The organism is Pseudomonas fluvialis (assembly GCF_002835605.1).
GTDB lineage: Bacteria > Pseudomonadota > Gammaproteobacteria > Pseudomonadales > Pseudomonadaceae > Aquipseudomonas > Aquipseudomonas fluvialis.
In genome coordinates this window covers 170,128-190,712 of sequence record NZ_PIYS01000005.1, presented here as the reverse complement: position 1 = coordinate 190,712, position 20,585 = coordinate 170,128, and the positions used below count along the sequence as shown (strand labels likewise).

Here is a 20,585-nt window from a genome sequence, read left to right as displayed (position 1 = left end):
GCGTTGCGCGCTGCGCACACTGGCCGTCCATAGCTAAGCCGAACGGGAGGGTCTGTGATGAGTGATACCGTGCGTTTTGACGACAAAGTGGTAATTGTCACCGGTGCCGGCGGCGGCCTGGGGCGCGCCCATGCCCTGCTGTTTGCCCAGCTGGGCGCCAAGGTAGTGGTCAACGACCTGGGTGGCAGTACTCATGGCGAGGGCGCCAATGCCTCGGCGGCCGACCGCGTGGTGGCGGAGATCCGCGAGGCCGGCGGCAGCGCAGTGGCCAACCATGACTCGGTGACCGATGGCGAGAAAATCGTCCAGCAGGCCATGGACAGCTTCGGGCGCATCGACGTGGTGGTGAACAACGCCGGCATCCTGCGTGACAAGTCCTTCCACAAGATGGAAGACACCGACTGGGAGCTGGTCTACAAGGTCCACGTCGAAGGCGCCTACAAGGTCACCCGCGCGGCCTGGGAACACCTGCGCGAGCAGCAGTATGGCCGGGTGATCTTCACCTCCTCGACCTCCGGCATCTACGGCAACTTCGGTCAGAGCAACTACGGCATGGCCAAGCTGGGCCTGTATGGCCTGACCCGCACCCTGGCCATCGAGGGCCGCAAGAGCAATATCCTGGTCAACGCCATCGCGCCTACCGGCGGCACGCGCATGACCGAGGGGCTGATTCCGCCGCAGGTGTTCGAGCAGCTCAAGCCCGAACTTGTCAGTCCGCTGGTGGTGTTCCTGGCCAGTCAGGCGTGCCAGGAAACCGGCAGCCTGTTTGAAGTCGGCGGTGGCTGGATGGGCAAGGTGCGCTGGGAACGCAGCCTGGGCGTGGGTTTCGATCCGCGCGCCGGCTTCAGTCCGCAAGACGTGGCGGACAACTTCGCGCAGATCTGTGACTTCGCGGGGGCGGCCCATCCGAAGGACAACATCGAGGCCATGAAGGAAATGCTTGCCAACCTGCAGCGCTTTGCCGGCTGATCCGGCTTTTCCCGCAGACACGACAAGGCCGGCTTTCGCCGGCCTTGTCGTGTGCGCCCCAGGCTTCAGCGTGCCTGCAGCTTGAAATTGTCGTCCGAGGGTTCCTTGGTATAGGCGCCCTGGTCCTGTACCAGCTTCTGGGTGCCGTTCATCAGGGTGCCGATGCGGCTATCGCTGGTCCTGGCCGAGGCGGCCTGGTTACTGGTGCCGCTGATCAGCGGCGGGTTGAAGCTGAACGACCACAGGTAGTGCCAGACCGCCGCGTTGTGCTTCTCGGTCAGCTGGGTGGAAGCGAAGTACCAGGGCTTGAGCTCGCTGAAGGCGGTCATGTTCATCAGCCCGCTGTTGCTGTCGCCGATGAAGCCGGTGCTGCTGGCCCCGGAGGAGCGGTAGGCTTCGAAGATCACACCCTTGCTCTTGAGTTCACTGACGTAGCTGCGGCAGACCTCGCCGACCCACTTATTACCCAGGTAACTCTTGGCCTGGTTGGAGTAGAAAGGGTCGAGCAGGGCTACCCGTTTGGGCAGCAATTTGCTGTTCATGCTGCCGGCGCTGACCGCATCGCTGATCTTCTTGGTGATCACGATGGCCAGCTGATTGCCCAGCGAATGACCGACCAGGCGGATATTGCTGCCGCTGTAGCCAGCCAGGTTGTCGCGATAGCTGCGAAACAGCAGTTCACCCGCCGAGATATTCGGGCCGGCACTGTACACGCCGCTGCTGTTGCGCCAGCGCATGGCGCGTGGGCTGCTGGCGGTCCAGATCTTCGCCTCGGCGTCCTTCACCTCGCCTTCGTCGGCGAACTGGTTCCAGTAGAGGATGCCGACGTTGTAGCCGGCTGCCAGCCAGGCATAGGCCAGGTCGAGATCCGGGCCGCCGGCGTCCTTGCGGTTGAAGGTCTCGCGGTTCTTCTTCTGCGTCGAACCGTTCTGCCAGCCATGCACATAGATCAGCGTGGGCTTGCTGGCGTTGTAGTAGGCATTGCTCTGGCCGGGCACGGCCTTTTGCCAGGTGTCGCCATAGCCGAACCAGTACAGCCCATGATCGAGGTTGTTGAAGGTCGAGTCGGGAAACACGCCGGTGGCGGCCTGGGCCAGACCGCACAGGCAGAGCAGGCAGGAAAGCAGCAGTTGCCGCATGGTGAACCCTCTTTTGTTGTTGTTTGGGGTGGGCACAGCCTACGTCGGCCTGGAACAGCGACCATCGCCCAGATGGGGGGAAGGATGACTGGCTGCCGGTGAGCTGCCACCTATACTCAGCGCATGAAGCCCCGGAGAGCGTGAAGATGTTCAGGCAGATGCAGTCGAGCGGCGCGCAGGCGCTACATCTGGTGCAGGATCCGCGCAGCGGCCTGCAGGCGATCATCGCTGTGCAGCCGGGGCAGCGGGGGCCGGCGCTGGCGGGTTGCAGCTACCTGCCCTGGGAGGATGAATACCAGGCGTTGCAGCGCACGCTGCAACGTGCACGCAGCATGAGCTACCGTACCGCCCTGGCTGGCCTGCCGTTTTCCGGCGGGCATGCCTGGTTGCGCCGGCCCGCGCATGTGCGTAGCCGCGCCGAGCTCTTCGAAGCCTTTGGCCGTGTACTGGATGAACTATCCGGGCGGGTGGTAGGCATCGCCGATGAAGGCAGTTCATGCGCCGACATGGATTGCCTGGCGCAATACACGCGTTATGTCGGCGGCACCTCGACGCAGGGTGAGCCGGCCCTGCACGGTGCGCTGGGTGTGTTCGCCGCTATTCGTGCCACGGCCATGGCACGCCTGGGCAGTGACGACCTGAGTGGCTTGCGCGTAGCCGTGCATGGCCTCGACGACCTCGGCTAGGCGTTGGCCGCACAGCTGGCAGCCGCTGGCGTGGAACTGCTGGTCAGCGATGCGGATGCGGGGCGCCTGGAACTGGCGCAAGACGAGCTGGGTGCGCGGGTGCTGGAGAGCGAGGTGTTGCTGGCCAGCCCCTGTGACCTGCTGGTGCCTTGCAGCGGGCAGGGCCTGCTGGACAGTCGGCGCGTCGCTGGCCTGCGCTGCGCGGCAGTGGCTGGTGCGGTCGATGGCTTGCTGGCCGCTCCCGAGCTGGCCGAGGACCTGGAAGCGCGTGGCATTCTGCTGGCCCCGGATTTCGTCATCAACATCGGTGCGCTCCTGCATGCCGCCCTGCATTACCTGGGGGAGCCGGCCAGCCGACTGACCGCCGAGCTGGCGCAGATCGGTCTACGCTTGACTGACATCTACGCCCAGGCACAGGCACACAACTGCTCGCCAACGCGCATTGCCGTGGCGCGTGCCGAGGCGCTGCTGCACGGCGCGGCGCAGCAATAGGCCGTTAAACAACGTCGCGCGTTGTGCAACGCCCTATTAAGCGTCGAGCCATACCCGGCCCGCCTTACCCAGGTGGGTAATCGGCTCAGCGCCTACCCGGCGCTTGGCCCTTGCCGTGGGAGGTGTCGTTATGCCCTTCGTGCAACCGCAGGTCCCTCTGACCCGCTATCTGCAAGCCGATGGCCAGCCGCTGGGCGAGCTGCCGGCCTGCGCCGAGAATACCGAGCAACTGCGCGTGCTGTACCGGCAGATGTTGCTGACCCGTCTGTTCGACCAGAAAGCCGTGGCGCTGCAGCGCACCGGGCGTATCGGCACCTATGCGCCAACCCTCGGCCAGGAGGCGATTGGCGTGGTACTGGGCAGCCTGATGCACGCCGAGGATGTGCTGGTGCCCTATTACCGGGATACCGCCGTGCAATTGTTACGCGGGGTACGCATGGAGGAAATCCTCCTCTACTGGGGCGGTGATGAACGTGGCAGTGCCTATGCCGACCCAGCGGTGGCCGAGGATTTTCCGCCCTGCGTGCCGATTGCCACCCAGGCCCTGCATGCCTGTGGCGTGGCCTCGGCATTTCGTATCCGCGGCCAGGCACGGGTGGCGGTGACTACCTGCGGCGACGGGGCGACCAGCAAGGGCGATTTTCTCGAAGCACTCAACGTGGCCGGTGCCTGGCAGTTGCCGGTGGTATTCGTGGTCAACAACAACCAGTGGGCCATTTCGGTGCCGCGCCATTTGCAGTGCGCGGCTGCCACGCTGGCGCAAAAGGCCCTGGGCGCGGGGATTCCCGGTGAGCAGGTGGATGGCAACGATGTGCTGGCCCTCCACGAGTGCCTGGGCCGTGCCCTGCAGCGTGCCCGCCAGGGCAAGGGGCCGAGCCTGGTGGAGTGCCTCAGTTACCGGCTTGGCGATCACACCACTGCCGACGATGCCAGCCGTTACCGCGACAGTGCGCAGGTGCGCAAGGCCTGGGAGGCCGAGCCGCTGCGCCGCCTGCAGCGTTTTCTGGCCGCGCGGGGGGCCTGGGACGAGGCGCACGAACAGGCCTGCGTGGCCGACTGCCAGGCGCGTATCGAAGCGGCGGTGGCATGTTTCGAAGCCATCACCGCGCCCAGCCCGGAAAGTCTCTTCGAACACGTCTATGCACGCTGGCCGGCGGCTCTCGCCGAGCAGCGCGATGCCTGGCGCGAGCGCATGGCGCAGCGTCCCGCCGGAGGGCCTGTCGATGAATGACACGACGCGTTACAGCCTGCTGGAAGCGGTCAACCTGGCGCTGCACCGCGCCATGCGTGACGACCCTGACGTGCTGGTGCTGGGCGAGGATGTTGGCGTCAATGGCGGGGTGTTCCGCGCCACCGCCGGTCTGCGCGAGGCCTTTGGTGCGCGGCGGGTGATCGACAGCCCGCTGGCCGAGACCATGCTCGCCGGGGTTGCCGTGGGCATGGCGGCGCAGGGCCTGCGGCCGGTGCTGGAAATCCAGTTCCTCGGTTTCATCTATGCGGCCATGGAGCACCTGATTTCGCATGCCAGTCGCCTGCGCAATCGCACCCGCGGGCGCTTGAGTTGCCCGCTGGTAGTACGCAGCCCGATGGGCGCGGGGATTCGTGCGCCGGAACATCACAGTGAAGCGGTGGAGGCGCTGTTTGCGCATATTCCCGGGCTGCGCGTGGTGGTGCCGTCCTCGCCGGCGCGCGCCTATGGGCTGCTGCTGGCGGCCATCGATGACCCGGACCCGGTGCTGTTCCTCGAACCCACCCGGCTGTACCGGATGAACCCGCAGCCGTTGTCTGACGATGGCCGGCGTCTGCCGCTGGACAGTTGCTTCACCCTGCGCGAGGGCAGCGACCTGACCCTGCTCAGCTGGGGCGCGAGCATCCACGAATGCCTGCAGGCCAGCCGGCAGCTGGCCGAGCAGGGGGTATCCGTGGAGTTGCTCGATGTGGCCTGCCTCAAGCCGCTGGATATGGCCAGCCTGGAAGCCTCGGTACGCAAGACCGGGCGTTGCCTGATCGTCCAGGAAGCGCCGCAGAGCGCCGGCCTGGGCGCGGAAATCGCCGCCAGCCTGTATGAGCGTTGTTTCCTCGACCTGCAGGCACCGATCCAGCGCCTGGCCGCGGCGGATATCCCACCGCCGCTGTATCGCCTCGAGCCGCTGTACATGCACAGCGTGGCGGATATCGTCACGGCCTGTCGCCAGCTCCTCGACCAGCCGTGAACGACGTACCGGGAGGCTTCCGATGAAATATTTCAAACTGCCCGACCTGGGCGAAGGCCTGCAGGAAGCGGAGATCGTCGCCTGGCATGTACAGGCGGGCGATCAGGTACAGGCCGATCAGTTGCTGGTGTCAGTGGAGACCGCCAAGGCGATTGTCGATATTCCCGCGCCCTATGCCGGCGAAGTGCTGCAGACCTTTGGTGCGCCCGGCGACATCCTGCATGTCGGCGAGCCGCTGCTGGCCTACCAGGGCGAAGGCGAGGCGGCCACCGTGGTTGGCAACCTGCAGGGCGGCGACAGCCAGCAGAGCGATGACTTCTGTATTGGTGCTGTCGCGAGCAGCCGCGCCTTTGCCGCGCCACGCGCCACGCCGGCAGTACGCCAGCTGGCGCGGCAGCTCGGCGTGGCCCTGGAGGGGCTGACCGGCAGCGGTACGGATGGGCTGATCAGTCGTGCCGATGTCGAAGCGGCGGCGGCGCAACAGCAGGCGGCGTTTGCCGGTGAGCGGCTACGCGGAGTACGGCGCAGCATGGCGCTGAACATGGCGCGTTCGCATGCCGAAGTGGTGCCGGTCACCCTGTTTGGCGATGCCGACCTGCAGCAGTGGGGGCAGGCACGTGATCCGCTGGTGCGTCTGGCCCAGGCGATCGCCCACGCCTGCCAGGTCGAGCCGCTGCTCAACAGCTGGTTCGACGGGCGCACGCTGAGCCTGCGCCAGCATGCCCAGCTTGATCTGGGGATCGCCGTGGATACCCCGGACGGGCTGTTCGTGCCGGTGTTGCGCGATGTCGGCCGACGCAGCGCCGCCGACCTGCGCGAGGGGATCGCACGCCTGCGGGCCGATGTGCAGGCCCGCAGCATTCCGCCGCAGGAAATGCAGGGTGCCACGCTGACCCTGTCCAATTTCGGCACGCTGTTCGGTCGCTACGCCAATCCGGTGGTGCTGCCGCCGCAGGTGGCGATCGTCGGCGCCGGGGGTATCCGTGATGAAGTGGTGGCCTGCGCCGGGCGTGCCGAGGTGCATGCCGTGTTGCCGCTATCGTTGACCTTTGATCACCGGGTGGCTACCGGCGGCGAGGCGGCACGCTTTCTGCGTGCACTGGTCGAGCATTTGCAGCAGGCGCAGGCTGATCGAGGTGATAACTGAGTGCATTAGTCGGATAAACTGTCCGCGCTGAGGAAGTTTCTTGACCTCACGCATGGCCGGCGACCTGGCCAGGGGTGATCCTAACCCTGCGACAGCCTGTCGCTGGCCGGCCGCTCGCGCCGCCTCATTCGTACCTGGTTGGAATTGCGATGCAGATTATCGATAAACGCAAAGCCCTGATGATCCCGCCCTTGCTGCGCCTGGGTTTCCGTCCTTTTTTCCTGCTCGGCAGCGGGCTGGCGCTGCTCGCCATACCGTTGTGGATACTTGGCCTGTTCGGCCACCTGGGTAGCCTGCAGCCGAGTGGCGGCTGGCTGGCCTGGCACCGCCACGAACTGGTGTTCGGTTTTGCCGGTGCGATCATTGCCGGTTTCCTGCTTACCGCCGGGCAAACCTGGACCGGCCAGGCCGCGCCCAGTGGTCGTCCGCTGCTGGTGCTGGTGCTGGTTTGGCTGGCGGCACGCCTGGCTTGGTTGCCGCTGGTGCCCGGCGCGCTGCTGGTACTGCTGAATGTCGGCTTCTTCGTGCTGGTCGCGCTGACCCTGGGGCGCATGCTCTGGGCGGTGCGCCAGACACGCAATTACCCCATCGTGGTGGTGTTGTTGCTGCTGGCCTTGGCCGATGCGGTCAATCTGCTGGGTGTCTGGCAGGCCAATGATGCCTGGCAGCGCCAGGGGGCGCTCGGCGCGGTGTGGCTGGTGGCGGCGCTGATGGGGCTGATCGGTGGCCGGGTGATTCCCTTCTTTACCCAGCGTGGCCTGGGCCGTGTGCAGCAGGTAGCGGCCTGGCCGAAACTGGACTGGGCGCTGTTGCTGGGCAGCCTGCTGGTGGCCGTACTGCATGTCAGTGGTGTGGCTTTGCAGGCCAGTTGGCTGGTGGCGGTAGTGTTCCTGGCGCTCGGCGCAGGGCATGCCATTCGCCTGGTGCGTTGGTTCGACCCAGGCCTGCTTCGCGTGCCGCTGTTGTGGTCGCTGCACCTGGCCTATGCCTGGCTGGTGCTGGCCTGCCTGGGCATGGCGCTGTGGCATGCCGGGCTGCTCGGCAATGCCAGCCCGCCCCTGCACGCGCTGACCGTGGGTAGCATGGCCGGGCTGATTCTGGCCATGCTGGCGCGGGTCAGCCTGGGCCATACCGGGCGGCCACTGGTACTGCCACGCGGCATGGCGGCGGGGTTCATCCTGCTCAACGTGGCGGCGCTGGTGCGCGTGTTGCTGGTCGAGGTATGGCCAGCGCTCAGCCTGTGGCTGGCCATGCTCTGCTGGGCCGCGGCGCTGCTGATCTATCTGGGCCTGTATGCGCCGATGTTGTGTCGGCCACGGGTGGACGGCCATCCAGGCTGACGGCGAACGGGGAGGGCGGGCATGTTGTTCTGGTTGATCAAGAGCGTTCACCTGCTGGCCGCCATCGCCTTCTTCGGCACGCTGTTCTATCAGCTGCTGATCATGCCGGCGGCCTTGCGGGGGCTGTCCGATACGCAGCGCCAGGCCGCGGAGCTGGCCCTGGCGGCACGCACCCGGCAGTTGCTGCATTGGGTGGTCGGCCTGCTGTATGGCGCCGGCTTCTACCTGGCCTGGCACTACCGCAGCCTGCTGGGAGCAGCCCCCGAGGTGCTGGCGGGGTTGCTGCTGTGGCTGAAGATTGGCCTGGCGCTGAGCATCGTCGTTCACTATGGCGCGCTGGCCTGGCTGCGCCGCAGCGGGCAGATGACTGCGCGCCGCGAGGCACGGCTGCTGTATGCCGTGCTGGCGCAGATGGTGCTGATTGTCTTGCTGGCCAAGGGATTGTTCGTGTTTGCCTGAGCGGCCCTGCCGACAATGACCCAGATCAAGGTGGCGTGTAGTTGCAGGCTTGCTTATGACGGGCGATTCAGCGACGGCAACTAGCTGTTGTAGGGCGCGGTCAGCGCCTAGGCTGTAGTCCATGAGGGCTGTTCGCCCATCCTTTCGCCAGTCAGGGGTCTGTCTCATGGAATTTGCCTACAGCAGCAAAGTGGAAGCCTTGCGTCGCCAGCTGCGCGACTTCATGGATGCACACATCGTGCCGCGCATCGGCCAGTGGCATCAGGAGGTGCAGGCCGGGCAGTACCCGGTGTCGTTCATGGACGACCTCAAGGCGCTGGCGCGTGCCGAGGGACTGTGGAATTTGTTCCTGCCGTCACTGCATGACGATGAGCCGGGCACTCGCCTGAGCAACCTGGAATACGCGCCGCTGGCGGAAATCATGGGACGTGTCAGCTGGGCCTCGGAAGTCTTCAACTGCAATGCCCCGGACACCGGCAACATGGAGCTGCTGCACATGTTTGCCAGCCCCGAGCAGCGCGAGCGCTGGCTGGTGCCGCTGCTCAATGGCGAGATCCGCTCGGCCTTTGCCATGACCGAGCCGGACGTGCCCTCATCGGATGCCGCGAACATCCAGACGCTGATCCGCCGCGACGGTGACGATTACGTCATCAACGGCCGCAAGTGGTTCATCACCAATGCCTCGCACCCCAACTGCAAGGTGCTGATCGTGATGGGCAAGACCGACCCGGACGGCGAGGCACACCGTCAGCAGAGCATGATCCTGGTGCCGTTCGATACGCCGGGGGTGCAACTGCTGCGTAATATCCCGGTACTCAACCACCTGTCGCCGGAAGGCCACAGCGAGTTGTTGCTCAAGGACGTGCGCGTGCCGGCCAGCTATTTGCTGGGCCGCGAAGGCGATGGTTTCATGATGGCCCAGGCGCGCCTGGGGCCGGGACGCATCCACCACTGCATGCGTTCGATCGGCATGGCCGAGCTGGCCCTGGAGCTGATGCTCGAACGTTGCCAGGAACGCAAGACTTTCGGCCGTTACCTCAGCCAGTACAGCAATATCAGCGACTGGATCGCCGAGTCGCGCATCGAGATCGAGCAGGCCCGCCTGCTGGTGCTCAAGGCCGCCTGGATGATCGATGCGGTGGGGGCCAAGGCGGCGCGCAAGGAAATCGCCATGATCAAGGCCATCGTGCCGCGCATGCATGCGCGGGTGGTTGACCGGGCCATGCAGGTATTTGGTGCCATGGGTCTGACGCCGGATACCCCGCTGGCTGATCTGTATGTGTTCGGCCGCTCGTTGCGCTTTGCCGACGGCCCGGACGAAGTGCACCTGCGCAGCATTGCGCGCATGGAACTCAAGGACAGTGCCGAGCGACTGGGCAGTGCGGCTGCCTACCTGACGCCGCCGCACTATTGAGAGCAGTATGACCCGCGGCTCGCAGGGGCGGGCCGCGGGTCATGTGCGTGCGGGCTGTGCTGATCAGCTGCGCAGGAAGAGGATGTCGTTCTCCAGGTGGATGTGCTGCAGCAGATCGTTGCGCAGTTCATCCAGCCCGCGGTACAGCGCCCGCCAGGTATTGCAGGCACCCGCGGGTGGTTGCATGTCGTTGGTCAGCGCGCTCAGTTCGGCCAGCGCGTCGCCGTGCTGGTCATGCTCGAAGCGCATCACCGAGATCGGCCCGCCGGCCATCCTGCCCGCACCCTGCAGCAGCATGGGGAAGAGAATCTGCTCTTCCTTCATCATGTGGCTCTCCAGTGCTTCGCGCATTTCATGCAGAAAATCGGTCAGGCCATGTGGGCAGTCGCCGCTGGCCGCGTGTACCTGCTCGACACGGCTGGCCAGGCGGATCAGTTCCTCGAACTGCTGGCGATGGCGGGCGTGGTAGCGGGTCAGCAGGTGGTCGATCAGCGCCGGCGTGGCGGTGGCCTGCCAGTCCTGGTCGCTACCCGGCTGCTGGCTGAGGGCCTGCAGCGCCTCAAGCAGCTGTTCGCGGTTCAGGCCGGGCTGCTGGCAGGCCTGCTCCAGGGTGTGCTGGCCGCCACAGCAGAAATCCAGCTGATGTTCACGGAACAGGCGCGTCGCGCCGGGGATCTGGCTGGCCAACTGGCCCAGGGTTTGTTGCAGCAACTGTTCGCGCATCGCGCAGCCCTCGTAGGTGACGGACAAGAGCGTTGTCCATCGCAAGGACTGTGCCGTGTAAGGCCTGGCCCAGAGCGGCTGCGCCTTGCCGGGAAGCGGCTTGATGGCGATCAAGGTGGTGTCGCGCGGAGCAGGTCTAATCTACCCGGCATTGATCGGGTGATGGATACCTGTCGCAGTGGAATTGACCTTGTTGCAAAGTGCCTTGCTGGCCGACCTGACGGGTGAACTGAACATGCCGGTGCGCCTGCAGCGTCTGCTGGTCAGCCTGCAGGTGGCCTATGCCTGTGATGCGCTGGCGCTGTTGCGCCTGGATGGCGACTGTCTGTGCCCGCAGGCGCTGCTGGGCCTGCCCCACGAGGTGCATGGCCGGCGGCTGCGCCTGGATGAGCAGCCCCGCCTGGCCGCGCTGCTGGCACAGCGTGAGGCGCTGCTGTTCGCGGCGGATTGCCCCTGGCCGGACCCCTTCGATGGCCTGCTGCATGCGGATGCCGCCGGTTTGCCTCCGGCCGTGCATGACTGCCTGGGCATCAGCCTGTACCTGGATGGGCGCCTGTGGGGCGTGCTGACCCTGGATAGCCGGCGCGCCGGCACGTTCGACGAGCGCGCCCGCCAGCGCCTGCAGCGGGATGCCCTGCTGGTCGAGGTGGCCCTGCGCGTGTCACGCCTGGAGCGTGAGGCGCGTAGCCTGCGCCAGGCCCGTAGCCTGCCGGCGTTACGCGAGCCGCACGGCGAGGATGGCGTCATCCTGGGCCAGCATCCGCCGCTGCTGGCCTTGCTCGATGAGCTGGCGGTGGTGGCGGCTGCCGATCTGCCGGTGTTGCTGCAGGGCGAAACCGGGGTCGGCAAGGAACTGTTTGCGCGTTGGCTGCATGCCCACTCGCCGCGGGCCGGACAACCGCTGATCCATGTCAATTGCGCCGCCTTGCCGGAAAGCCTGGTGGAAAGCGAGCTGTTCGGACATAGCCGTGGCGCCTTTTCCGGTGCTGGGCAGGAGCGCGCCGGGCGCTTCGAAGCGGCGCACGGCGGCACCCTGCTGCTCGACGAGGTGGGTGAACTACCGCTGAACGTGCAGGCCAAGCTGCTGCGTGCCCTGCAGAATGGCGAAATCCAGCGGCTGGGCGAGGATCGGCCACGTCATGTGGATGTGCGGGTGATTGCCGCCAGCAACCGCCAGCTGCATGACGAGGTGCGCGAGCAGCGCTTTCGCGCTGACCTCTACCATCGTCTCTCGGCCTACCCGGTGCACATTCCGCCGCTGCGCGAGCGTGGCCAGGACATTCTGCTGCTGGCTGGGCATTTTCTCGAACTCAACCGGGCGCGCCTGGGTCTGCGTGGCCTGAGCCTGTCGACGGCGGCCGAGCAGGCGCTGCTGGCCTACGCCTGGCCAGGCAATGTCCGCGAGCTGGAGCATGTGATCAGTCGGGCGGCGCTCAAGGCGCTCAGTCAGGCCGCATCGCGCAGTGCCTTGCTGTGTATCGAGGCGCCCTGGCTGGGCCTGGATGGCGGCCAGTCGCGCCTGCCAGCCGCTGCGCCGGCGCTGCCCGAGGCCCGTGCGCTGCCATTGGCTGCGCTGCGTGAGCAGGTTGATGAGTGCCAGCGCCAGGCCATTCGTGCTGCCCTGCAGGCACATCCTGGCAACTGGGCGGCGGCCGCGCGCCTGTTGCAACTGGACCCGAGCAATTTGCGCAAACTGGCGCGGCGCCTCGGGGTGCAGGCGGTGTAGGCTTGACCTCGATCAATCGTTGCCGCCGTTTACCTCCGAGGGGGTATGGGCGTGCTCCGGCCAGCCGGGCAGGCTGCCGCCATCTTGAGACATGAGGAGAGTTGTTCCATGGCCCATTCGTCCAGCAGCGTCTTCCAGGCGCTGCGTATCGCCGTGCTGACGGTCAGTGACAGTCGTACCCTGGAGACCGACAGCTCGGGACAAACCCTGATCGATGCCCTGCAGCAGGCCGGCCACCAGTTGGCTGAGCGTGCGCTGGTCAGCGACGATATCTGGCAGATCCGCGCACGCCTGTGCAGCTGGATTGCCGATCCACAGGTGCAGGTAGTCCTGGTCACCGGCGGCACCGGCTTCACCGCGCGTGACAACACCCCGCAGGCGGTGTCGCCGCTGTTGGAAAAAAGCGTGGATGGCTTTGGTGAGTTGTTCCGCCAGCTCTCGCTGCAGGAAATCGGCACTTCCACGGTGCAGTCGCGAGCCCTGGCCGGGCTCAGCAACGGCACCCTGGTGTGCTGCCTGCCCGGCTCGCCGGGCGCCTGCCGTACTGGCTGGCAGGGCATCCTGCAGGCGCAGCTGGATAGCCGCACGCGGCCCTGCAACTTCGTTGCGCACCTCAAGCGCCTGCCCGGTCAGGACGCCCAGTCATGCGGGCCGCGCTCATGAGCGGCTGTGGCTGCTCAAGCAGCATGCTGCGCCCGGTGGACGAGGCCATCGCGGCGCTGCTGGAACGTGTCCCCGGCGTACCGGAGATTGAAACAGTCAGTCTGCAGGACGCGTTGGGGCGTACCCTGGCGGAAACCTTGCAGGCGCCCTTTGCCGTACCGGCCTGGGACAACAGTGCGATGGATGGCTATGCGCTGCGCGCTGCCGATCTGCCGGCCGAGGGTGGCTGCCTGCCACTGGCCGGGCGGATTGCCGCCGGCGATGCGGCCGATACCTGCCTGCCGGCGGGCTGCGCCGTACGCATCTTTACCGGCGCGCCGCTGCCGCCCGGTGCGGACAGCGTGGTGGCGCAGGAAGACTGCCAGCTGCAGGGTGAACAGGTCTGCTTGCCGCCGGTGCAGGCTGGCCAGCATGTGCGCCGTCGCGCCGAGGAAGTGGATGCCGGTGCGGCGCTATTGGCTCCCGGGCAGCGTCTGCGCGCCCAGGAAATCGGCCTGCTGGCCAGCTTCGGCATTGCCCGTGTGCAGGTTTATCGGCGTCTGCGGGTTGCCGTCCTGAGTAGCGGCAACGAATTGCGCGAACCGGGTGAAAGCCTGGCGCCGGGACAGATCTACAACACCAACCGCATTACCTTGGCGTCGGTGCTACGTGGCTGGGGGTTGCAGGTGCTGGAGTATCCGAACATCCCTGACGACCCCGCGCAGACCCGCGCAGCGCTGAGTCGCGCGGCCAGCGAGGCCGACGTGCTGCTCAGTTCCGGCGGGGTGTCGGTGGGCGAGGAGGATCATCTCAAGCAGGCCATCGAGGCGCTTGGCCAGTTGCACCTGTGGCGTCTGGCCATCCAGCCGGGCAAGCCGCTGGCCTTTGGCGAAGTGGCCGGCAAGCCCTGGCTGGGGTTGCCGGGGAATCCGGCGGCGGCACTGATTACCGCGCTGGTAGTAGGCAGGCCGTTCCTGTTGCGCTGCCAGGGTGTCGAGCGGGTCCTGCCGACGCCATTACGTCTGCCGGCCGGCTTTGCCTGGAGCAAGGCCAATGTGCGGCGTCAGTACCTGCGTGCGCGCTTTGTTGTGGCCGAAGAGGGGCAGGCCAGCGTACAGCTGCACCCGCGGCAGGGCTCGGCGATGCTCAGTTCGGCCTGCTGGGCCGATGGCCTGGCTGTGCTGGAGTGCCAGCGCACCTTGCAGCCGGGCGACTGGGTGGACTACCTGCCGTTCAGCGAGCTGCTTGGCTGAAATTGATAGCCTGCTAAGGGGTCGCCGTTGATTACCGTCAAGGTTAGGCCCCGGGGCAGCTCCTATAGTGCCCGACTGTGTTTCGTCCCGGAGGGGAACCCATGCAACTGGTTTGTCCAGCAGGCAGCCTGCCTGCGCTCAAGGCAGCCGTCCGCCAGGGCGCCGATGCCATCTATGTTGGTTTCCGCGATGACACCAACGCTCGCCACTTCGCTGGCCTCAACCTGGACGAGAAGCAGCTGCAAACCGGCCTTGAGCTGATCCGCAAGGAAGGTCGCAAACTCTATGTGGCGGTCAATACCTATGCCCAACCAGGCGGCTGGCAGCGCTGGCAGCGCGCAGTGGATCACGCCGCCGAGCTGGGCGTGAATGCCCTGATCGCCGCCGATCCCGGTGTGTTGGCCTATGCCTGCAAACATCACCCGGACCTCAACCTGCACCTGTCGGTGCAAGGCTCGGCGACCAATGCCGCGGCCCTCAGTCTTTACCAGCAGCGCTACAACATCCGCCGCGCGGTACTGCCGCGGGTACTGTCGCTGGCTCAGGTGCGCCAGGTGGCGGAGAAGAGCACGGTGCCGCTGGAGGTATTTGCCTTTGGCAGCCTGTGCATCATGGCCGAAGGGCGCTGCCACCTGTCGTCCTACCTCACCGGCGAGTCGCCCAACCTGTGCGGCGTTTGCTCGCCGGCCAAGGCCGTACGCTGGCAGGAGGATGCCGACGGGCTCAGCTCACGGCTCAATGGCGTGCTCATCGATCGTTATGCCAAGGACGAGCCGGCCGGTTATCCGACCCTGTGCAAGGGCCGCTTCATGGTCAATGGCCAGCGCTTCCACGCCCTGGAAGAGCCGACCAGCCTGAACACCCTGGACCTGATCCCGCAGCTTGCGGCCATCGGCATCAAGGCGGTGAAGATCGAAGGTCGCCAGCGCAGCCCGGCCTACGTCGAGCAGGTCACCCGGGTCTGGCGTGCCGCGCTGGATGCCTATGCGCGTGCCCCGCAGAGCTTCAGTGTGCAGCCGCAGTGGCGCAGTGCCCTGGCGACGCTCTCCGAGGGCAGCCAGACCACCCTGGGCGCCTACCACCGTTCCTGGCAGTGAGGAGCCAATGATGAAACTCAGTCTAGGTCCGGTACTGTTCTACTGGACGCGGGAAAAACTGCTGAACTTCTACGCCGAGATGCTCGAGCAACCGCTGGATGTCATCTACCTGGGCGAAACCGTATGCTCCAAGCGCCGTGCCTTCGGCCTGGACGAATGGCTGGGGCTGGCTCGCGACTTGCGCGGCAGCACCACTGCCGAGCTGGTGATCTCCGGACTGGCGCTGGTCGAGGCAGCTTCCGAACTGTCCAGCCTGCGTCGTCTGTGCGACAACGGCGAGTTGCTGGTCGAGGCCAACGACATGGGCGCGGTGCAGTTCCTCAGCGAGCGCAAGCTGCCCTTCGTCGCGGGGCCGGCGCTCAATGTCTATAACGGCCATGCCCTGGCCGAACTGATCGATTGCGGCATGCAGCGCTGGGTGCCGCCGGTGGAGTGTTCCGGGGCGCTGATCCAGGACAGCCTGGAGCAGCTCGACAGCCTGGGCGTGGCGCGTCCTGAACTGGAACTGTTCGCCTACGGTCACCTGCCGCTGGCCTACTCGGCGCGTTGCTTTACCGCCCGTGCGGAGAACCGTCCCAAGGACGATTGCCAGTTCTGCTGCCAGAACTACCCCGAGGGGATTCCGCTGCTCAGTCAGGAGGGCGAGGCCTTGTTCACCATCAATGGCATCCAGACCATGTCGGCCAAGGTCAACAACCTGCTGGCCGACTATCCGCAGCTGCAACAGGTCGGCGCCGATCTGCTGCGTCTCAGTCCGCGTGCCGAAGGCATGGCTGAAGTTGTCCAGGCCTATCACGCGGTACGCCAGGGCAGCTTGCCGCCGCTGGCCGTGGAAGGCTGCAATGGTTACTGGCATGGTCGTCCCGGCATGCTGGGTGCCGAGGAGGCTGGCTTATGCTGAAGCTGACCCGCATGGCCCTGCGCGTGGGCGAACCGCTGCTGCCGCTGGGCCGGCATGTGCCGTTTCTGCTACAGCGTCTGGTGCTTGAGAAGGCCGTGGCGCGTTTGTTTGCCGAGCCGCTGGCCGATGGCGACTTCGACCTGTTGCAGGGGCGCTGGATGCGCCTGGAAGTCAGTGATCTCGGCCTGGCCTGGTGTATCACCCGTGATCGCAGTGGCTTGCGCATTGCCCAGGAAGCGCCGGTGGACGTGACCATCCGTGGCAACTGGCGGGAGTTCCTGCTCCTGGCCAGTCGGCAGGAAGACCCGGATACCCTGTTTTTCCGTCGTCGCCTGGTGATCGAAGGCGATACCGACCTGGGGCTGGGGATCAAGAACCTGCTCGACAGTCTCGATCCGGATAACCTGCCGCCGCGCCTCTGGCAACTGATCTGCCACCTGGCCATGGCGGCGCGCCCGGACGATCCGGCCGAGCCGGCGTTTCCCGGGTCCCGGTGAGTAGCGACCGTTGGGCACCTGGTGGCTTTGAGCGTGGTGCATTGTCGCAGGGATCGGCTACGCTGCTTTCTGTCCGTTCGGACAGGGCGCTGGTGCGTGCGCTGCCTGCCAGCCAATACAGCGAGAAGCAGAGGACACCCTTATGTCTGAGACCCTGACCCGTGGCGTGCAGGGGGTGCTTCGCGGCCTTGGCCTGCGCTCGATCAATGCCCAGTTTTTTTTCTCCTACAGCCTGATCTTCATTTGCGCTGCACTGACTGCGCTGGCCCTGTTCCTCTCCGATCGTGATGCCACGCAGATCGACCGCGCTGGCGCGCAGCGCATGCTCAGCCAGAAAATGGCCAAGGAAAGCATCCTGGTGGCGCAGGGGGCCATCCCGCTGGAAGCCCTGCAGAGCACTATCCAGCGCTTCGAGCAGTCACATCGCCTGCTCCTGCAAGGTGACCCCAGCCAGGGCGTGGCACCGCTGCAACAGCCCGAAGTACAGCAGCGCATGCGCCAGGTCGATCAGCGCTGGCAGCAGTACCGTACCGTGGTGCTGGCGGTGGCGCAGGGCGATAAGCAGGCGCTGAGCTTGCTGGCGGGCGACTCCGACGCCTTGCTGGGGCAGGTCAACGAAGTGACTGCCCTGGTATCGGCCGATGCCAACCGTGCAGCCAGCCAGCAGCGCTGGATTGCCCTGGCCTCGACCCTGGCCATTCTGGTGCTGGTGGTGCTGGGCCGGGTGACGGGGATGAGCTGGCTGATGCGCCAGATCGACGAGCTGCGTGGTCGCCTGGAAAAGGTCAGCCAGGGCGATTTCTCCGCGCCGTTGAATGCCCGCTATGCCGACAACGAACTGGGTGAAATCACCGAGTCGTACAACCGCCTGCTGCAACAGGTCGGCGAAATGATCGAGGCGGTACGGCGTTCGGCCGAGCAGGCCGCCGAACACTGCAACCATATGGCACGGATGGCGGCAGCCAGTGCGCAGAATGTGCAGGGGCAACAGGCCGAGATCGAACAGGTGGCGACAGCCATGCAGGAGATGCTCGCTACCTCGCAGGAGGTGGCGCGCAGCACGGTGGAGGCTGCACAGGCCGCCGATCTGGCCGAGAGCGAGACCAGCAAGGGGCATGCGGTGATGAATGTCTCGGTCGAGGCCATTCGTGGCTTGTCCGGGCACGTCGACGGCCTGGCCGAAGTCATGCAGCAGCTGCTGGCCGACAGCGCGGAGATTGGTCGCGTGCTGGAGGTGATCAGCAGCATTGCCGGGCAGACCAACCTGTTGGCACTCAACGCAGCCATCGAAGCGGCGCGCGCCGGCGAGCAGGGGCGTGGGTTTGCCGTGGTCGCCGATGAAGTGCGCAGCCTGGCGGCGCGCACACAGACCTCAGCCGGTGAGATCAGTGGTTTGATCGAGCGCCTGCAGCAACAGGCCGGGCGGGCCAGTGAAGCGATGGGCGAGTCGCGTCAGGGCAGCGAGCTGACTCTGCAGCAAATCGAATCAGCCCAGCTGGCCTTCGAGCACATTGTCGAGGCCGTGCAGACCATACGCGGCATGGCCACGCAGATTGCTACCGCCGCCGAGGAGCAGTCGCAGGTGGCGGATGATATGAATCGCTCGTTGCTGAGCATTGCCTCGGCGGCCGAACGTGCGGCGCAGAGCACCGGGGAGACCGAGCAGATCAGCCAGGCGGCGCGTCAGGATATGCTTGAACTACAGGGGCTGACCGGCCGCTTCCGCCTGTAAACGGAGCGGCTCGCGCTACGGGCCCTGGCTACTTGACCGAGCGCAGCCGGCGCTTGCCGCTGGAGGGGGCCTCAGGCGCAGGCTGAACCTGCATGCGGTCGCTGGCAATCAACTGGCACACTTCCTGGTACAGCTCTTCGGCGTCTTCCGCACTGCAGTCCTCGCCGTAGCGTTTTTTCAGACCGTACTGGCTGAGCACCAGATGCACATTGGCGGTGACGCCATGCTGGTCCAGGCAGCCACGCACGCACTGTAGCTGGCAGCCATCAATGGCCAGGATCGGCCGGCCTGAGTTGGCTTTCTTGACCAGCGAGGAAACCCGCCCGCCGACGCCGGCAATGCAGGACATCTCGGCCAGCCCGGCGCGGTCCAGGCGTACCGCCAGGGTATTGGCCAGTTGCGCAACATTCGAACAGCCCGAGCAGGAATAAACCAGTGGGCGCTGGGGGTCTGGCATGGCGTCTCTCCTCTGGCAGGGCTGCCCAGTGGGCGGCTCACTCGCAGTAATTGACCAGGCTGGTGGTATCCAGCACGCGGATGTTGCGCCGCTCCATGGCAATCAGCCCGGCATCGATCAGGCGATGCAGGATGCGCGAGAAGGTTTCCGGCTGGATGCCCAGCTGTGAAGCGATCAGGCGCTTGGGCACGCTGAGGTTGATCTGCCCGTCGCTGTTCTGCGCATTACAGAGATAACGCACAACACGACGGCTGGCATTGGCCAGGGTCAAGGTATCGATCTCGTGCAGGCGCTGGTGCAGACGAATACTGAAGCTGGCCAGCAGGTCCAGGCAGATCCTCGGCTGTTCTTCCAGCAGGCGCCGGTAGTGGTTGGCGTCGATGCTGACCAGTGTGCAGGCCTTGAGTGCAGTGGCAGTCACCGGGTAGTGGCGCGCACCGTTGAACATCAGTGCTTCGGCAAAGCTTTGCCCAGGGTGGATGACTTCGACGAGCTTTTCCTGGCCTTCCTGCAATACACGGGTCAGCTTGATCTGGCCGTTCTGCAGGACATAGAAACGATCCGCCGTATTGCCCTGGTGAAACACGCTGTCTCCGGTTTCCAGGCGACGCAGGTTGGCCAGGCCACAGACTTCCTGGAATGTGCCCTCGGGCAATTTGTCGAACAGGTGATGGCGGCGCAGCAGTGTCAGGGTTGTCGAGTCGGATAGCATTGTCCACCTCCGTGGGAACGATGGTACTGGCGTGAGGTGGCAGGCAACAGTCCTCCAAATGCCGGTTTGTACTGCCTCCTGCTGCCTATCTCCTTGGAGGTAGCGAGGCCTCCGGTCGCCGCCCTGGCGCCTTGTGCCGGGCGGCGTTGCACGGAGTCAGCGAGGTTTGCCGAGCACTTCGGTGTAGGCATCGGTAAGACTGACCATCTGTTGGAACAGGGTTTCGCTGGTAACGCTGATTACCGTCGGTACATAGCGGCCGTTTTCGGCAAGGGCGAAGCCGCTTCTCGAGTAACGCCAGTGGCTACCGCTCTTGCGCAGCAATTCGCTGATGGCCGGGGTGTTCTGGCTGGCGCCTTGCAGCTCCTGCAAGGCCTGGTCGAACTCGTCGATGCTGCGTTGCAGCTGGTCTTGCAGGTCGGGCGGAGTAATCCCCTGGCTCTGCGCCAGATAGAGCAGGGCAATCCGCTGGCTGAGCATGCGCTGGCGGCCGCTGCGGTTGATCAGGTGCGCGGCATGCAGGTTACTGTCCTGCTCGACACGATTGACCAGTTGCTCGGCATTGGCCAGTACCTGCTGGCTGTGTACGACCACCTGGCGAGCCGTTGCCTGCGCCGGGGCTTGTTGCAGCAGCGCCTGATAGGTCTGCCAAAGGTTTTCCTGGGTTTCCAGCAGAGCGACCTGTGCGGGGTTCCCGGCATAGGCACGCAAGGCCTGCAGATTTTCGGCAAAGCGTTGCTGGCTGCTGTGCAGCTGTTCACGGGCCTGTTCGGCGCGTATTTCGCCGGCCAGCATCAGGTAACTTTTAGCCATGCGCTGGCTGAGGAAACGCTGCATGCCCGCCACGTTGACGGCTTCGGCATGACTGAGGGCGGCCCAGCTGGGCAGGCTGCAGGCGAGTAACAGGGTGACGCTGAGAAAACGCACAAACAAGGCGGGCATGGGGGTAATCCTCTGACCGTACAACGGGACACGGCCGCTTGTGG

At 65.6% G+C, this 20,585-nt stretch carries 19 protein-coding genes and 2 pseudogenes; 16 read left to right on the top strand and 5 right to left on the bottom strand.

Annotated elements, in window-relative coordinates:
* The first annotated feature begins 57 nt into the window (after positions 1-57).
* On the top strand, positions 58-969 hold the full coding sequence (locus CW360_RS04790; RefSeq protein WP_093985064.1) for an SDR family oxidoreductase: 912 nt from the start codon (positions 58-60) through the stop codon (positions 967-969).
* A 65-nt stretch (positions 970-1,034) separates the two neighbouring features.
* On the opposite strand, the gene CW360_RS04785 is transcribed toward CW360_RS04790, so the two are convergent.
* Positions 1,035-2,108, bottom strand: coding sequence for an alpha/beta hydrolase family protein (locus CW360_RS04785; protein WP_101192916.1), 1,074 nt, complete (start codon positions 2,106-2,108; stop codon positions 1,035-1,037).
* Between the two features lie 146 nt (positions 2,109-2,254).
* Between CW360_RS04785 and CW360_RS04780 the strand changes: the two are divergent.
* The 7 genes and pseudogenes from CW360_RS04780 (at position 2,255) to CW360_RS04750 (ending at position 9,859) form a co-directional block, all read left to right on the top strand.
* A pseudogene (locus tag CW360_RS04780) lies at positions 2,255-3,286 on the top strand (Glu/Leu/Phe/Val dehydrogenase dimerization domain-containing protein).
* Between the two features lie 130 nt (positions 3,287-3,416).
* Positions 3,417-4,517 carry a pyruvate dehydrogenase (acetyl-transferring) E1 component subunit alpha gene (pdhA, locus tag CW360_RS04775; RefSeq protein WP_101192915.1) on the top strand — a complete coding sequence of 367 codons (1,101 nt, stop codon included), beginning with the start codon at positions 3,417-3,419 and terminating at the stop codon, positions 4,515-4,517.
* Positions 4,510-5,499, top strand: coding sequence for an alpha-ketoacid dehydrogenase subunit beta (locus tag CW360_RS04770; protein WP_101192914.1), 990 nt, complete (start codon positions 4,510-4,512; stop codon positions 5,497-5,499). The genes pdhA and CW360_RS04770 overlap by 8 nt, the downstream gene beginning before the upstream one ends.
* A gap of 22 nt (positions 5,500-5,521) precedes the next feature.
* Entirely contained in the window at positions 5,522-6,646 is a 1,125-nt protein-coding gene (locus CW360_RS04765; RefSeq protein ID WP_101192913.1) for a dihydrolipoamide acetyltransferase family protein, read from the top strand.
* Between the two features lie 149 nt (positions 6,647-6,795).
* Positions 6,796-7,986, top strand: a complete 1,191-nt coding sequence (locus CW360_RS04760) for an NnrS family protein (RefSeq protein ID WP_101192912.1) — start codon at positions 6,796-6,798, stop codon at positions 7,984-7,986.
* Positions 7,987-8,007: 21 nt separating this feature from the next.
* Positions 8,008-8,445: a hypothetical protein gene (locus tag CW360_RS04755; protein WP_101192911.1), complete on the top strand. Its 438-nt coding sequence runs from the start codon at positions 8,008-8,010 to the stop codon at positions 8,443-8,445.
* Positions 8,446-8,611: 166 nt separating this feature from the next.
* The gene (locus tag CW360_RS04750; protein ID WP_101192910.1) at positions 8,612-9,859 is read left to right on the top strand and encodes an acyl-CoA dehydrogenase family protein; all 1,248 of its coding nucleotides are present in this window, start codon (positions 8,612-8,614) and stop codon (positions 9,857-9,859) included.
* 63 nt (positions 9,860-9,922) lie between these two features.
* On the opposite strand, the gene ytfE is transcribed toward CW360_RS04750, so the two are convergent.
* Positions 9,923-10,582: an iron-sulfur cluster repair protein YtfE gene (ytfE, locus tag CW360_RS04745; RefSeq protein ID WP_101192909.1), complete on the bottom strand. Its 660-nt coding sequence runs from the start codon at positions 10,580-10,582 to the stop codon at positions 9,923-9,925.
* A gap of 190 nt (positions 10,583-10,772) precedes the next feature.
* On the opposite strand from ytfE, the gene norR reads away from it, so the two are divergent.
* From norR to CW360_RS17245, 8 genes and pseudogenes are all read left to right on the top strand, one after another.
* A complete protein-coding gene (gene norR, locus CW360_RS04740) occupies positions 10,773-12,308 on the top strand; it encodes a nitric oxide reductase transcriptional regulator NorR (protein WP_101192999.1) in 1,536 nt (511 codons plus the stop codon).
* Positions 12,309-12,416: 108 nt separating this feature from the next.
* Positions 12,417-12,971 carry a molybdenum cofactor biosynthesis protein B gene (gene moaB / locus CW360_RS04735; RefSeq protein WP_101192908.1) on the top strand — a complete coding sequence of 185 codons (555 nt, stop codon included), beginning with the start codon at positions 12,417-12,419 and terminating at the stop codon, positions 12,969-12,971.
* On the top strand, positions 12,968-14,203 hold the full coding sequence (locus CW360_RS04730) for a molybdopterin molybdotransferase MoeA (RefSeq protein ID WP_101192998.1): 1,236 nt from the start codon (positions 12,968-12,970) through the stop codon (positions 14,201-14,203). Before moaB ends, CW360_RS04730 begins: the two co-directional genes overlap by 4 nt.
* 101 nt (positions 14,204-14,304) lie before the next feature.
* Positions 14,305-15,300: a ubiquinone anaerobic biosynthesis protein UbiU gene (ubiU, locus tag CW360_RS04725; RefSeq protein WP_093985053.1), complete on the top strand. Its 996-nt coding sequence runs from the start codon at positions 14,305-14,307 to the stop codon at positions 15,298-15,300.
* A gap of 10 nt (positions 15,301-15,310) precedes the next feature.
* Positions 15,311-16,201: a U32 family peptidase gene (locus CW360_RS04720; protein WP_101192907.1), complete on the top strand. Its 891-nt coding sequence runs from the start codon at positions 15,311-15,313 to the stop codon at positions 16,199-16,201.
* Positions 16,195-16,698 carry a ubiquinone anaerobic biosynthesis accessory factor UbiT gene (gene ubiT, locus CW360_RS04715; protein WP_101192906.1) on the top strand — a complete coding sequence of 168 codons (504 nt, stop codon included), beginning with the start codon at positions 16,195-16,197 and terminating at the stop codon, positions 16,696-16,698. Before CW360_RS04720 ends, ubiT begins: the two co-directional genes overlap by 7 nt.
* 142 nt (positions 16,699-16,840) lie before the next feature.
* Positions 16,841-17,569, top strand: a pseudogene (locus tag CW360_RS17250) (type IV pili methyl-accepting chemotaxis transducer N-terminal domain-containing protein); the annotation flags it as partial.
* 18 nt (positions 17,570-17,587) lie between these two features.
* Complete coding sequence (locus CW360_RS17245) at positions 17,588-18,430, top strand: methyl-accepting chemotaxis protein (RefSeq protein WP_374289051.1); 843 nt, start codon at positions 17,588-17,590, stop codon at positions 18,428-18,430.
* A 28-nt stretch (positions 18,431-18,458) separates the two neighbouring features.
* On the opposite strand, the gene CW360_RS04705 is transcribed toward CW360_RS17245, so the two are convergent.
* The 3 genes from CW360_RS04705 to CW360_RS04695 form a co-directional block, all read right to left on the bottom strand.
* Complete coding sequence (locus tag CW360_RS04705; protein WP_093985049.1) at positions 18,459-18,887, bottom strand: putative zinc-binding protein; 429 nt, start codon at positions 18,885-18,887, stop codon at positions 18,459-18,461.
* 37 nt (positions 18,888-18,924) lie between these two features.
* Complete coding sequence (locus tag CW360_RS04700) at positions 18,925-19,599, bottom strand: Crp/Fnr family transcriptional regulator (RefSeq protein WP_101192904.1); 675 nt, start codon at positions 19,597-19,599, stop codon at positions 18,925-18,927.
* 156 nt (positions 19,600-19,755) lie between these two features.
* Complete coding sequence (locus CW360_RS04695; protein ID WP_101192903.1) at positions 19,756-20,541, bottom strand: type IV pili methyl-accepting chemotaxis transducer N-terminal domain-containing protein; 786 nt, start codon at positions 20,539-20,541, stop codon at positions 19,756-19,758.
* Between the last annotated feature and the right edge of the window lie 44 nt (positions 20,542-20,585).

Excerpts from the sequence above, each read along its gene's own strand:
- CW360_RS04720 (WP_101192907.1), top strand. The coding sequence starts at position 15,311 with ATGAAACTCAGTCTAGGTCCGGTACTGTTCTACTGGACGCGGGAAAAA.
- CW360_RS04785 (WP_101192916.1), bottom strand. The coding sequence starts at position 2,108 with ATGCGGCAACTGCTGCTTTCCTGCCTGCTCTGCCTGTGCGGTCTGGCC.
- CW360_RS04695 (WP_101192903.1), bottom strand. The coding sequence starts at position 20,541 with ATGCCCGCCTTGTTTGTGCGTTTTCTCAGCGTCACCCTGTTACTCGCC.
- ytfE (WP_101192909.1), bottom strand. The coding sequence starts at position 10,582 with ATGCGCGAACAGTTGCTGCAACAAACCCTGGGCCAGTTGGCCAGCCAG.
- ubiT (WP_101192906.1), top strand. The coding sequence starts at position 16,195 with ATGCTGAAGCTGACCCGCATGGCCCTGCGCGTGGGCGAACCGCTGCTG.
- CW360_RS04700 (WP_101192904.1), bottom strand. The coding sequence starts at position 19,599 with ATGCTATCCGACTCGACAACCCTGACACTGCTGCGCCGCCATCACCTG.
- moaB (WP_101192908.1), top strand. The coding sequence starts at position 12,417 with ATGGCCCATTCGTCCAGCAGCGTCTTCCAGGCGCTGCGTATCGCCGTG.
- ubiU (WP_093985053.1), top strand. The coding sequence starts at position 14,305 with ATGCAACTGGTTTGTCCAGCAGGCAGCCTGCCTGCGCTCAAGGCAGCC.
- CW360_RS04705 (WP_093985049.1), bottom strand. The coding sequence starts at position 18,887 with ATGCCAGACCCCCAGCGCCCACTGGTTTATTCCTGCTCGGGCTGTTCG.
- CW360_RS04750 (WP_101192910.1), top strand. The coding sequence starts at position 8,612 with ATGGAATTTGCCTACAGCAGCAAAGTGGAAGCCTTGCGTCGCCAGCTG.
- CW360_RS17245 (WP_374289051.1), top strand. The coding sequence starts at position 17,588 with ATGATCGAGGCGGTACGGCGTTCGGCCGAGCAGGCCGCCGAACACTGC.
- CW360_RS04790 (WP_093985064.1), top strand. The coding sequence starts at position 58 with ATGAGTGATACCGTGCGTTTTGACGACAAAGTGGTAATTGTCACCGGT.
- CW360_RS04730 (WP_101192998.1), top strand. The coding sequence starts at position 12,968 with ATGAGCGGCTGTGGCTGCTCAAGCAGCATGCTGCGCCCGGTGGACGAG.
- CW360_RS04765 (WP_101192913.1), top strand. The coding sequence starts at position 5,522 with ATGAAATATTTCAAACTGCCCGACCTGGGCGAAGGCCTGCAGGAAGCG.
- CW360_RS04770 (WP_101192914.1), top strand. The coding sequence starts at position 4,510 with ATGAATGACACGACGCGTTACAGCCTGCTGGAAGCGGTCAACCTGGCG.
- CW360_RS04760 (WP_101192912.1), top strand. The coding sequence starts at position 6,796 with ATGCAGATTATCGATAAACGCAAAGCCCTGATGATCCCGCCCTTGCTG.
- pdhA (WP_101192915.1), top strand. The coding sequence starts at position 3,417 with ATGCCCTTCGTGCAACCGCAGGTCCCTCTGACCCGCTATCTGCAAGCC.
- CW360_RS04755 (WP_101192911.1), top strand. The coding sequence starts at position 8,008 with ATGTTGTTCTGGTTGATCAAGAGCGTTCACCTGCTGGCCGCCATCGCC.